The organism is Hanstruepera neustonica, assembly GCF_002895005.1.
Classification (GTDB): Bacteria; Bacteroidota; Bacteroidia; order Flavobacteriales; family Flavobacteriaceae; genus Hanstruepera; species Hanstruepera neustonica.
On sequence record NZ_POWF01000001.1, the window covers coordinates 66,426 to 79,428 of the forward strand.

Sequence of the window (13,003 nt, forward strand, 5' to 3'; positions counted from 1 at the left end):
ATTGTTTTAAGAGTTTGGTTAGCTATTTTTTATAGTTTTGACCGATTATTAAAACTATAGTTATGAAACAATTGATTCTCATATTTGTTTGTGTTTTTTCTATACAACTTCAAGCACAAACCAATCAAGAACTCATAAGTCATTATGAGGCTTATTACAAACAAATGAAAAACCAAGGTGATGTACAAGGTGTTATCAATGCCTTGACTCATTTAAACATTTTAACGCCTAATCAAGCTAGACAAGATACATTGGCTATGATATACATGAGCGAAGGAAAATATGTTCAAGCATTAAACACCATAGGAATAGATCATAAAGTTGACGATTCAGATATTGCTGTTGAAGTTAAAGCTGTGTCATTAAAATCCTTGAATGAGTTTGAACGCTCGGCTATTCATTTTGAAGAGTTGTATAAAAGAAACCCAGAAGTTTCTGTGGCTTATGAATTAGCTGAGGTGTATTTACAAACCCAAAAGTTACCAGAGGCCATGAAATATACTGAAATTGGGTTGAGTAAATCTCAAGATAATATGGGTAAAACCTTCTATGAAACCCAACAACCTTATCAGGTACCCATTAAAGCTGCATTTATGTACTTAAAGGCCTTGATTAAATTCAATGAGAATAAAGCTGCAAATATCGATATGGCTGTTGATATCTTGGATGAAGCTTTAAAAATCGCCCCGAATTTCAATTTAGCACAGTTGAGCAAAAATGCGTTACTACAGCAAAAACAACAACCACCCAAACAAAACTAAACAATAAAAAAAGGGCAGTTTTTACTGCCCTTTTTTTTACTCGTTTATCTATCTAATTACCAAATTCTCACTCTATTTTCAGGAGCAATATACATACTATCGCCTTCTTTAATATTAAACGCTTCGTAGAAAGCATCAACATTCAATAAAGGTTGTACAGCACGATTCATTCCAGGAGAATGTGGGTCTGTTTTAATTCGAGTCTTTAGAGCATCGTCACGCATCTTAATTCTCCAAACGGTTGCCCAACTCATAAAAAATCGTTGTTCAGGTGTAAAACCATCAATGTTTTCTGGTCTGCCCTCCTTTTCAAAAGTCATTTGCAGCGCATCGTAAGCCGCTAAAACACCCCCTAAATCACCTATATTCTCTCCAAGGGTAAACTTCCCGTTAATGTGTACATCCGGTAATACCTCAATAGCACTGTACTGATCTGCCAGAGCAGAACCCAATGCTTCAAATTGTTCCAAGTCTTCATCAGTCCACCAATTATTCAGGTTCCCATCTTTGTCATATCGAGCACCTGAATCATCAAAACTATGAGAAATTTCATGACCAATTACAGCTCCAATTCCTCCATAATTTACCGCATCGTCCGCCTTAAAGTTGTAAAAAGGTGGTTGTAAAATAGCAGCAGGGAATACAATTTCATTGTAAGCAGGATTAAAATACGCATTGACAACTTGCGGTGCCATATACCATTCCGACTTATCAACCGGCTTGCCTAATTTATCAAGATCCTTTTTAAAGTTCCATTTATTGGCATTTAGTGCATTTTGCAAATACGATCCTCCTTCTTCTACACTGGTAATTTCTAAATCCGAATAATCTTTCCACTTATCTGGATAGGCAATCTTGATTTTTGTGGCACGTAATTTTTCAATAGCCTTTTGCTTAGTTTCTTCACTCATCCAATCTAGCTTATTGATTCTGTTTTCAAAAGCTAAAATGACATTTTTAATCATGTTTTCGGCTTTTGTCTTGGCTTCAGGTGGAAACATTTTATCAACGTATAACTTTCCTAAAGCTTCACCAATAGTTCCATTAAGAGAACCTAATGCACGCTCGTCTCTTGGGCGTTGCTTTTTGGCACCATTTAGTTCTTTTCCGTAAAATTCCCAATTGGCCTCCTCAATATCAGTACTCAAAGATCCTGCAGCATTTCTAAAAGCTTTCCATCTTAAATAAGCTTTCCAGTCATCAACATTCCCATCAGCTAATACTTCCTGCAATCTGTTGTAATACCCTAAATCCCCAATAATTACTGTATCAATTTCTTTAACACCAATGCCTTCAAAAAAGTTTTTCCAATCTACAGCTGGCACCATTTCCTGAACCTGGTTTATCGATCTTGGATTGTAACGCTTTCTGGCATCTCTTCGATCTACCTTATCCATTTTAGCTTCAGCCAAACGGGTTTCAAAGGCTAAAATTTGCTTGGCTTCTTCATTAGCTTGCACTTCATCATCACCTAAAAACTGTAACATTCTTGTAATATGCTCTACATACTTTTCCCGCTTTTCTTTAGAATCTTCATCATCTTTTACATAATAATCTCTATCAGGTAACCCAGTGCTTCCGCCGCCCAAAAATCCAACATTTCTATTGCTGTCTTTAGGGTCAGAGCTAACTCCAAAACCATATAAACCACCGCCTCCAATAGGCTCAACTTCTATCATATAGTTTTGTAAATCATCCAAATTCTTAATGGCGTTAATTTTAGCCAAATAAGGCTCTATTGGTTTTATACCTTGTTCATTTCTGCCCACTGTATCCATAATTGTTTGATAAAAATGGACTGCTTTTTCTTGGTCAGATCCAGGTAAAATTTGGATTTTCTCTATGTCTTTGTTGTCGGACATAGCCGCTTCCAAAATACTCAAAGCATCAGCATCTGTTTTCTTTCTCAATTCAGAAAAACTCCCCCAGTTTGATCGATCATCTGGAATTTCATTAGTGTCCAACCAATTACCATTAACATAGCGAAAAAAATCTTCATTTGGTTTTACGGAAGTATCCATATAGTCCAAATTAATTCCAGGAACCACTTCTTCCTCTACCAAAGCAGTTTCTTCTTTTGGTTCATTTTTACAAGCTATTACACTCAAAAATGTAACGGCACTTAAAAATGTGATTCTTTTAAAGTTAGTATTCATAAGTTTGTGTTTGTATTAATTGGTACAATTTACTATTATTTCAATTTTCGAATTTCCTACTTAACATATATTAACAAAAGATTAATAAAAAAACCGTTTAAAGTAAAGACTTAAAACGGTTTTTATATCTATTAAACACAGAAATTAGTTTGTCAATATCAACTTTTTAGTAGTAGTCGTATTCGAGGTATTTATTTCTAAAAAATAAACACCTGAAGCAAACGATCTTAAATCAAGTTGATAAGAATCAGAGCCTGAACTTAACTTGCGATTACTTAATATTTGTTTGCCTGAAATATCATAAACATTCAAATCAAATAATTCTGATGTCACAGTTTTAATGTTAAATATACCATTTGATGGATTAGGATAGATTACAAATGAGCTATCATTAAATTCTCCGGTACTTAAGGTTCCCCTGACAACAAAATCATCTACAATAGCGCCTTCAAAATTTACAGCCGCATCTGAATGGAACACGATTCTAAATTGAATATTAGTTTCTGAACTGAAGGCTGACAGGTCGTGAATGTATTCGGTCATAAAAGGATTTGTTCCCGTCCATTGTGCCCCAGGACAATTAAAACAAGTGTTGTTCTCTCCAGCAGTTGTATTACTGTTGTACCAATTAGGATCATTAGATGACCCTAAAATATTCCAAGTGTCTCCTGAATCGATTGAATACTCAACATATACAATATCCCAATCACGCTCCAATTGAAATGCCATAAAAAAGGATAGTTCTGGACTTGTAAGATTTGATAGGTCATAACAAGGTGAAACTAAATAACTCTTAATACCATCTCCATGATTACCTGACAAGTTTGTCCCGTATACTTTTGTTCCAGATTCAGTAGTATTTAAAACGGTACCTGTTGGTAAACCTCTTTGCCAGTATTGAGTAGATGTTCCTTCATCAATAACCAACATATCGTCTTCATTATTTTCAAAGGTGTTAACATTATTTGGAGTACCTGTTTCATTAGCATAAATATTAAACGTTGCCGAATCATTATTTACAATATAAGCGTCATTAACTATAGTCGTGTTGACACTAAAACTATGTACACCACTTCCTAATGAAAAACTTGGAATATCTATGGTTGCAGATTCACCTGAACTTATATTTCCAAACCAATCAAAACCAGAACTTACGCCGTCAATATAATAAGTAACAGCAACCGTATTGATTGGATTTAGTCCATTATTCTCAACCACAACCTGTGCAGCAACATTGGTTTCACAATCGATGGTAGAATTAATACCTGTAACTTCAACTAATTTAACATCATTATTTGCCAAAAGAATTGGAATACCTGATTGCCAAATACCTCTACCATATGTTGAAGCTGTTATAATGTTATCAAACACGTTAATTTCTAAATCTGTTACCGTAACATTTGGTAAATTATTGTTGAATAGTTCCCAAGTTAATGTCGAGTCATCATATCTATAAACCCCAAGACTTGTGGCCAAAAACAATGGATTCAAACTGTTGAGTCCTTGATGTTTGATACAGTTTTTTGTAACTCCTGGTAAACCAGATGAGATGTTTGTAAAATTTAATCCTCCATCAATTGATTTATAGACGTTAGATGCTGTCGTAACATAAACAATACTATTATCTGTATTGTTTACTTCAATAGAAGTAATATTGGATGGAAACGTTTCTATAGATGTAAACGTTATACCGCTATTTGTACTTTTTCGCAACGTCGCATTGGTAGCCACATAAATATTGTTAGGATCAATCTCATCTATTTCCAATCTATCAATATTAGTTCCGAAACTTGTGGAAATTGCAGACCAGTTTGAGCCTGTCAATTTATACAAACTAGAAAAGCCAGCATATAATTCACTGTTCTTGCTCATGGCTAATGGCGTTACCCAATTACCTTGCTCACCTGATGGACCTCCTACTTGACCATTTAAACTTGCTCCTGAAGTTGAGGATATGTTTAAACTCCCCCCAAATTGTACAAACCCATAATATATGTCAGAATTATTTGGGTCAATGGCAGTATCCATACCGTCCGCTCCATAGTAATTTTGCCACAGATTATTATTGTAGGCATGACCACCATTATCTTGAAGTCCTCCTACCATTTTAGACGATGTTTGTTTGGAAACAGCTATTTTATAAAACTGACCAATTTGCATCCCAGCTGTTAAATCGGTAAAATTAACTCCAGAATCTGCTGATTTATAAAAACCTCCATCAGTTCCTGCATATAGTTCACCATTATAAAAACGCAAAAAATGGATGTCGGCGTGCGTATAAGCATCAGAAAAAGGCGCATTCCAATAATTAAGTTTTTGAAAAGTCTGTCCACTATTCATGGTTCTCCATATATTCAATACGCCAACATAAACCTCATCTTCATTGGTATCAGAAACACTCATCGCCATATCATACCAAGCTTGGGTGCTTTCAAAAATATCACCTACCGAACCTTGATTAGCAACTAATGTAAAATCTTCACCTTGATTGGTTGATTTATATAATCCTTGAAAACTACTAGAACCACCGGCTGACAGCAAATAAACAACATTAGGATTATCAGGGGTAACATCAATAACGATACGTGATGAAGATGCCGGTAAACCATGACCTAAAATTATATCAAAGTTTTCTCCTCCATCAGTTGATTTAAAAAAATTACTTGATGAAACAGCATAGATTATATCTGGATTGATTGGATTTATTTTAATGTCACGAATATTTAAACCTGTTGTTCCATTGGAAGAACCACCAACATTTCTATTCCTCCAATCATTTCCACCGTCTGTAGTCTTATAAACGCCATTATTCGTTGCAACCCAAAGAATATTTGAATTTGTTGGGTGCATATAAATGTCGTTCATAGAACTAGGCGTATTTCCAGGATTTAAATCTGTGGTTGTCCAAGTATCTCCACCATCAGTAGATTTCATAACACCAACACTAAACGAGTCACTAGCATCATCATCGCCAGTGGCTATGTATATAATATCCGAATTACTATGATCTACAGCAATGCCTGAAACTCCAATTTGTGGCAAATTGTCGGTGGTAGTGGTCCAAGTAGCTCCTGAATCAGTTGACTTCCAAAGACCGCCTGCTGGCGCCCCAACATAATAGGTGTTAGGATTATTTGGATCGACCATAATGGCATTTACTCTACCTTGACCTGAAGACCAAGACCCAGTATTGGTGTGCGTAAATGGCCCTAAAGGTATCCAATTACTCTCATCAACTCTTCGGGTTCTTAATTGTGTGTCTTTTTGGGATTCCCAAGTTGCCCATAGTTCAGCAGAAGTTGGCAATGTTCCATCTTCTTTTACGAAATTTTCCCAGTAGTTTTTCCAACGCATGAACGGTTTAAAACCGCTTCCCTTAACATTAGGGTCTCTAGTTTCCCAATATGCGTCAAAGGCATCAACAATTTCTTGAAAAGTAACAGGGTTTGAACCTCTTCTTTCTTCAATGTTTAAATCCTTCATCCAAGGCGCATCCTGATTAAATTGGGCTTGTACAAATGAGATTGAAAGACCGAACACTAAAAATAAAATCTTTTTCATAGTAATGATTTTGACTTAAAAAGTTATAGTAAGAAAAAGATTGCTATTAATCTAATTCCTTAAAAATGACCATATTCAATGTGAATTTTGGTAGCCAAAAATAAAATAAAAATTCATTTTTGTGACGAAATTGGGTTATTTAATTTGGTCTTTGAATATTTTGAGATTCTTTTTCTAGCTTCTTGTTCATTTGCAAATTTAGATGGGAAAAAGCCGTCAAAAATTCCTGTAGGACTTCCAGCATCTGCTTTTTTTCAACATTTGAGAGATTAACTGTGCTTTCTAACTTAAAAACTTTTGTCTCCAAAGCAATAACTCTTGAAAAAACTTGAGGTGAATTTATGCTCTCTGGTATTGTGGTTTTTAATTCTTGCATCAATGTACTGACTATCTCATTATTATCCCTAAAAAAAGAAAAATTGGCGTTTTTGACATCCTTTACAATACGTTCCAGTTCATTGTATTTTTCCCAACCTCCAATCTCTTTCAGAACTTTAGCATCAGGTAAAAACTCTATAAATCTAATGTTGTCAACATCTTGTTTAGTAATTAATTCATATGATTTGCTTTCATCTTTAGCTGATGTTTGCTCCACCGAATCCTGACAAGCAAAAAGACAAATGATTAAAAAAACACTAATTATTTTCATGATGTTATTCCAATTATTCTGCAAATATATTGTAATTAATATGTTTTACTTTCAAATTAAACGAGTTACTCAAAATAAAGTATGGTATTTTAAGTTAAATTTGTGAACCCGTTATTATTTCTTATTAAATTTGACACTCTAAAACACGATACTTTTTTAAATGAATCCTAAAATCCTCATAATTGGTGCTTGTGGTCAAATAGGTTCTGAATTGACTCATAAACTTCGAAAAATTCACGGTGATGACCATGTTATTGCTAGTGATATCAACTATGGCAATTTAGATGTGGTTAATTCTGGGATTTTCGAGATTTTAGATGCCCAAGATTATTCTAGCATGAAAATATGTGTTGAAAAATATCAAATCAACACGGTGTATTTAATGGCTGCTATGTTAAGTGCAACAGGAGAAAAATATCCCATGAAGGCTTGGGATTTAAACATGGATTCACTTTTTAATGTGTTAAATCTCGCAAAAAACAAATTCATTCAAAAAGTATTTTGGCCTTCAAGTATTGCTGTTTTTGGACCTACAACCCCAAAAGAAAACACACCGCAATACACAGTAATGGAACCGACTACGGTTTATGGAATTACCAAACAGGTTGGTGAGCGCTGGTGCGAATATTATCATAATAAATATCAAGTAGATGTAAGAAGCATTCGCTATCCTGGAATTATTAGTTGGAAAACCTTACCAGGTGGTGGTACAACGGATTATGCTGTTGATATTTACCATAAGGCTTTAGCCGACAACCATTACGAATGTTTCTTATCTGAAAACACCGAACTTCCTATGATGTATATGGATGATGCCATTGATGCGACCATAAAAATCATGGATGCTTCACCAGAAAACTTAACTATTCGTTCGTCTTATAATTTGGCAGCCATTAGTTTTACGCCAAAAGATGTTGTAAAGTCCATTCAATCTCATCTTAAAGACTTTACCATTACCTATGAACCAGATTTCAGACAGGAAATTGCCGATTCTTGGCCAAAAAGTATTGATGATAACTATGCTAGAAGAGACTGGAATTGGCAACACAATTTTGATTTGGAGGCTATAACCAAACTAATGATTACCAATCTCAAGAAGCCCATAAACCAAGATTAGCATTTAAAAAAAAGGGCTTCAAAAATACGTAGTTCATCGTATGTTTATTGAATTAAAGTTGTTATATTTTGGCCTTAAAATCAATAATCTATTATCATGAAAAAATTATTACTTATTGCAATTCTTTTGGTTTCAACTACTATTCAAGCACAAAAATCAAAAGTCTTAGAGGGGGATTGGAAAAATCTTAAAGGAATTTCTGCTTACAATTTAGAATTTGAATATGAGAATCTTGAAATACCAAAGTATGATTCTGAAGAGGATTTCCTAAAAGATAAAATGGCTAAACGAGAAGAAAAAGAACCTGGCGCTGGAGAACGTTTCAAAAAAGCTTGGTTTGCTGACAGAGAAGAACACTACGAGCCTAAATTTGCTGAATCATTTAACAAAAGATGGGACGACAAAGAAGTTGTTGTTGGAAGAGACATGGCAAGTGCAGACTACACTATGAAAATTCAAACGACATTTTTATACCCTGGTTATAATGTTGGTGTTATGAGGCAAAACTCAAAAGTTGATGCTATAATTTCGGTTTATAAAAATGACGCTCCAGACACTATTTTGTTTTCAGTAAAATATACCAAAGCCGAAGGTAATGCTGCCTTTGGAAATGATTATGATTCTGGAGTAAGAGTTGGTGAAGCTTATGCAAAAATGGCAAAAACTTTTGCTAAAGAATTGAGCAAAAAAGCTAAATAATTTCTTTCAAGCTTAAAAACTCAAAAAATAAAAGCGAGTCCTTAAACAGACTCGCTTTGCTCTTTACCCATATTAATTAGATGTGCCATTGTTCTAACCACACGATCGTGTTTCTTAACAAATGGGTTAGATTGATCCCAAACATAACCTGCCAAGACAGCACATATTTGTTTTTTGACTTCAGGATTTTCGGGTCTATGGAAAAATAAAGTTTGTAAGTTTCCAGTATACCATTCCTTAACATATGTAGCAAAAACATCTACCCCTGCTTTAATGTAACCTTCATAATCTTCTTTCCAGTCAACTGATTCTCCTTGTAGTTCTTTGGCTATCAATTTGGAAGCCTTTAAGGCTGATTCCGTTGCAAAGGTTACACCAGATGAAAACACCGGATCTAGAAATTCAGCACTATTACCAGTAAGTACAAAGCCTTTTCCATAGAATTTTTTTACAGCTTTTGAATAATTTCTAATACTTTTAGGCTCAAAAAGCAGTGGTGCATCTTTAAAGCGCTCATAGTAATAATCTGAATGCTTCAACATGTCTATTAATCGTTCGGAAGAGGTGCCTTCGAAGGAATCTATAAATTCATTTTTACCTACAAAACCCAAACTGGTATTTCCATTTGAGAATGGGATGACCCAAAACCATGTATCCTTATCTAAAACATCAAAGGTAATTAAGGTGCCTTCTGTTCCTTCTGGTCTGTTTATGTCTTTAACATGTCCAAAAATAGAGGAGTGTTCTGGTATGGAGGATGGTTTGTCTAAATCCAATAATCTGGGCAAAACACGTCCATAACCACTAGAATCTACAATATATTTAGCATGCACATGATAGCTTGCTCCTGTTTCGTCTTTCACTTCAGTAACCGATGAACCATTTTCGGCAAATTGAACATCAACCACTTCATGCTCAAAGGAAATATCAACACCCCATTTCAATAGTTCATTGACCAACGCCGAATCAAAATCGGCTCTGGGCACTTGCCACGTCCAGTCCCAACCATCGGTATGTTTTTTGCTAAAATCAAAATTACAGACAATGTCACCTCTTAAAAATCGAGCTCCAGCTTTTACTTCAAAGTTTTCAGCTTTCAAACAATCCAAAAGGTCCACCTCTTCAAAATGATCCATACATCTTGGCAATAAACTTTCGCCAATTACAAACCTCGGAAATTTACTTTTTTCAACGACCTTGACATTAAGCCCTTTTTTGTGTAAATAAGCTGCCGCAACCGAACCAGATGGACCAGCTCCAATGATTAAAACGTCTATGTTTATATCCTGCATAGGTATAGTAGTATAAATTGATTAATTATTATAAATTTGCACTCCAACTAAACTGATTCATTTTCAGTTGTTCAAATATAATACTAAAAGCATACATGTTAAAATTTAAGGGCAAATTAGGAATCGATGATTTTTATAAAGTCATTTTTGAAAATCAGCCTATTCAAATTGAAGATGACGTAAAAGAACGCGTTGAAAAAAGTTTTAACTTTCTTAAGGAATTTTCTGAAAACAAAGTCATTTATGGAGTAAACACTGGGTTTGGTCCAATGGCTCAATACAAGATAAAAGATTCTGAACGGATTCAATTACAATATAATTTAATTAGAAGTCACGCTTCAGGAACTGGTCAGCCCATTGCACCAATATATGTAAAAGCTGCTATGCTAGCTAGATTGAACACGTTGTCTTTAGGACATTCAGGTGTTCATATTTCTGTTATTGAATTAATGGCAGAACTCATTAATAGAGACATTACACCGCTTATCTATGAACATGGAGGTGTTGGTGCTAGTGGTGATTTGGTTCAATTGGCACATCTAGCATTGGTACTTATTGGTGAAGGTGAAGTGTTCTACAAAGGAGAGCGCTTGGCTACCAAAACAGTTTTTGAAAAAGAAAACCTAAATCCAATTTCAGTTGAATTACGTGAGGGACTGGCTCTAATGAATGGTACATCGGTCATGACAGGTATTGGTATTGTAAATACCATTAAAACCCGAAGTTTATTGAATTGGATGACTTCCTGCTCCGCAGCCATTAATGAAATTGTCAAGGCTTACGATGACCATTTGTCTTTTGAATTAAATCAATCTAAAAAACATATTGGTCAGCGAAAAATTGCTGAATCCATGCGTGAACACCTCAAAGACAGTGGTCTAACAAGAAAACGTGAGCATCATTTGTACAGCAAGAATGAAGATGTTTCGGTTTTTAAAGAAAAGGTACAGGAATATTATTCACTGCGTTGTGTACCACAAATTTTAGGGCCTGTTTTAGACACCCTTAATTCCGTTGAAACTATTTTAATAGAAGAAGTTAACTCGGCTAACGACAATCCTATTGTTGATGTAGACAAAAAACATGTTTATCATGGTGGAAATTTCCATGGTGATTATGTATCGCTTGAAATGGATAAATTGAAAACCGTGGTCACTAAATTAAGTATGCTTTCTGAACGTCAATTGAACTATTTACTGAATGCGCGTTTGAATGACATGCTTCCTCCATTTGTCAACCTAGGAAAATTAGGATTGAATTTTGGTATGCAGGGAGTTCAATTTACGGCCACTTCTACAACAGCTGAAAACCAAACGCTTTCCAACCCCATGTACGTTCATAGTATTCCAAATAACAATGATAATCAAGACATTGTTAGTATGGGTACCAATGCTGCTTTAATGACCAAAAAGGTTATTGAAAACGCCCATGAAGTTTTGGCTATTGAATTAATAACTATTATTCAGGCTATTGAGTATTTAAAAGTTCAAGGGCAAGTTTCATCAAAAACTAAAGTCATGTATGATGAAATCCGAAATTTAGTCCCTATATTTACTAATGACGTTATTATGTATCCTTATGTTAACAAGGTCAAAGAGTATATAATGAATCATTAATATAAAACGCTATTAATCATGAGAAAAAATTGTCTGTTATTAATATTTCTAATATCGGTTTTAACAAGTTTTGCCCAAGAATTGGCTTTGGCTAAACAAGATGGTAAATTTGGTTACATCACAAAAACAGGGGAATGGCACATTCAACCAAAATATAAAGTTGCAAAAGACTTTTCTGGCGATTATGCCGAAGCGATGAACGACAAAAAGCAATGGGGTTTTATAAACCGTAAAGGCGAATGGGTTATTGAACCTTCATTTGACAAAACTAAAGAATTCAACTCTGGCATAGCTGTTGTTCTTAAAGATAAAAATTGGATCTATATCAATGCTAAAGGCGAGCAAGTGCTTACAAATATTTCATCAGATAAAATCTACGATTTTAATGAAGGTTTTGCTATTGTGCGTGAAGGAGATTATGTAGGTTTTATGAATACTGAAGGTAAAATAGTTGTTGAGCCAAAATTCCAAAAAGCTTTCAATTTTGAAAACGGATACGCTAAAGTTCGTGAAAACGATAAATGGGGACTAATTGACACTTCTGGAAACTACCATGTTAAAACAGAATATGATGGTATCAGCAATGTTTACAATGGTCAAATTGTTGCCAACAAAGGCGAGACTTACGGTTTAATTATTAATGGAGAATTCAAGGAAGTTTCTGGTGCTCAAAAAATATGGGACTTCTCTGTAAACGGTGAGAATACTTATGCTAAAATGAATGATAAAATAGGTTTTATCGACAATAAAGGTAATTGGATTGTACAGCCAACTTACGACAAAGTTCGTGGGTTTGTTAATGGATTAGCTCCAGTTTCTTCTGACAAAAATTGGGGTTATATCAACACATCTGGTGAGGTTATCATTCCGCTGAAATATAGAGATGCTGAAATTTTTAGTGAAGATGGATTAGCACCTGTAAAAGTTGATAAACTCTGGGGCTTCATTAATACTAAAGGCGAAATGGTTATAGAAGACAAATACGATATTACTGCTGGAGGTTTTTCAATATTTCAAAAAAACAATCCTAAAGGCTTTTTTGATGGATTGGCTCGAGTTAAAGACGGAAAAACGTGGGTTTATATAAATACCAAAGGTGAGGTTCTCAATAACATGACCTTTGAAAATTTAGAACTATTTAAATAAAAAATA

Annotated in this window: 9 protein-coding genes; 5 read left to right on the forward strand and 4 right to left on the reverse strand. The window is 34.6% G+C overall.

The window, feature by feature from the left end; genetic code table 11:
- Nucleotides 1-62 precede the first annotated feature (62 nt).
- Nucleotides 63-761: a tetratricopeptide repeat protein gene (locus C1T31_RS00325; RefSeq protein WP_103050479.1), complete on the forward strand. Its 699-nt coding sequence runs from the start codon at nucleotides 63-65 to the stop codon at nucleotides 759-761.
- Nucleotides 762-817: 56 nt separating this feature from the next.
- Here C1T31_RS00325 and C1T31_RS00330 read toward each other — a convergent pair whose 3' ends face one another.
- The 3 genes from C1T31_RS00330 to C1T31_RS00340 form a co-directional block, all read right to left on the reverse strand.
- Nucleotides 818-2,917, reverse strand: coding sequence for a M13 family metallopeptidase (locus C1T31_RS00330; RefSeq protein ID WP_103050480.1), 2,100 nt, complete (start codon nucleotides 2,915-2,917; stop codon nucleotides 818-820).
- A gap of 144 nt (nucleotides 2,918-3,061) precedes the next feature.
- Nucleotides 3,062-6,478: a T9SS type A sorting domain-containing protein gene (locus tag C1T31_RS00335; protein WP_103050481.1), complete on the reverse strand. Its 3,417-nt coding sequence runs from the start codon at nucleotides 6,476-6,478 to the stop codon at nucleotides 3,062-3,064.
- A 139-nt stretch (nucleotides 6,479-6,617) separates the two neighbouring features.
- Nucleotides 6,618-7,127, reverse strand: coding sequence for a hypothetical protein (locus C1T31_RS00340; protein WP_103050482.1), 510 nt, complete (start codon nucleotides 7,125-7,127; stop codon nucleotides 6,618-6,620).
- Between the two features lie 160 nt (nucleotides 7,128-7,287).
- Here C1T31_RS00340 and C1T31_RS00345 point away from each other — a divergent pair, with 160 nt between their 5' ends.
- Nucleotides 7,288-8,244 carry an NAD-dependent epimerase/dehydratase family protein gene (locus tag C1T31_RS00345; protein ID WP_103050483.1) on the forward strand — a complete coding sequence of 319 codons (957 nt, stop codon included), beginning with the start codon at nucleotides 7,288-7,290 and terminating at the stop codon, nucleotides 8,242-8,244.
- 96 nt (nucleotides 8,245-8,340) lie between these two features.
- Entirely contained in the window at nucleotides 8,341-8,943 is a 603-nt protein-coding gene (locus C1T31_RS00350; protein ID WP_103050484.1) for a hypothetical protein, read from the forward strand.
- A 41-nt stretch (nucleotides 8,944-8,984) separates the two neighbouring features.
- Here the strand turns inward: C1T31_RS00350 and C1T31_RS00355 are convergent, their stop codons facing one another.
- Entirely contained in the window at nucleotides 8,985-10,235 is a 1,251-nt protein-coding gene (locus C1T31_RS00355) for an NAD(P)/FAD-dependent oxidoreductase (RefSeq protein WP_103050485.1), read from the reverse strand.
- Between the two features lie 95 nt (nucleotides 10,236-10,330).
- Between C1T31_RS00355 and C1T31_RS00360 the strand changes: the two genes are divergently transcribed.
- Nucleotides 10,331-11,851 carry an HAL/PAL/TAL family ammonia-lyase gene (locus tag C1T31_RS00360; RefSeq protein WP_103050486.1) on the forward strand — a complete coding sequence of 507 codons (1,521 nt, stop codon included), beginning with the start codon at nucleotides 10,331-10,333 and terminating at the stop codon, nucleotides 11,849-11,851.
- Between the two features lie 18 nt (nucleotides 11,852-11,869).
- On the forward strand, nucleotides 11,870-12,997 hold the full coding sequence (locus tag C1T31_RS00365) for a WG repeat-containing protein (RefSeq protein ID WP_103050487.1): 1,128 nt from the start codon (nucleotides 11,870-11,872) through the stop codon (nucleotides 12,995-12,997).
- Nucleotides 12,998-13,003 lie beyond the last annotated feature (6 nt).

Excerpts from the sequence above, each read along its gene's own strand:
- C1T31_RS00340 (WP_103050482.1), bottom strand. The coding sequence starts at position 7,127 with ATGAAAATAATTAGTGTTTTTTTAATCATTTGTCTTTTTGCTTGTCAG.
- C1T31_RS00355 (WP_103050485.1), bottom strand. The coding sequence starts at position 10,235 with ATGCAGGATATAAACATAGACGTTTTAATCATTGGAGCTGGTCCATCT.
- C1T31_RS00325 (WP_103050479.1), top strand. The coding sequence starts at position 63 with ATGAAACAATTGATTCTCATATTTGTTTGTGTTTTTTCTATACAACTT.
- C1T31_RS00360 (WP_103050486.1), top strand. The coding sequence starts at position 10,331 with ATGTTAAAATTTAAGGGCAAATTAGGAATCGATGATTTTTATAAAGTC.
- C1T31_RS00330 (WP_103050480.1), bottom strand. The coding sequence starts at position 2,917 with ATGAATACTAACTTTAAAAGAATCACATTTTTAAGTGCCGTTACATTT.
- C1T31_RS00365 (WP_103050487.1), top strand. The coding sequence starts at position 11,870 with ATGAGAAAAAATTGTCTGTTATTAATATTTCTAATATCGGTTTTAACA.
- C1T31_RS00345 (WP_103050483.1), top strand. The coding sequence starts at position 7,288 with ATGAATCCTAAAATCCTCATAATTGGTGCTTGTGGTCAAATAGGTTCT.
- C1T31_RS00350 (WP_103050484.1), top strand. The coding sequence starts at position 8,341 with ATGAAAAAATTATTACTTATTGCAATTCTTTTGGTTTCAACTACTATT.
- C1T31_RS00335 (WP_103050481.1), bottom strand. The coding sequence starts at position 6,478 with ATGAAAAAGATTTTATTTTTAGTGTTCGGTCTTTCAATCTCATTTGTA.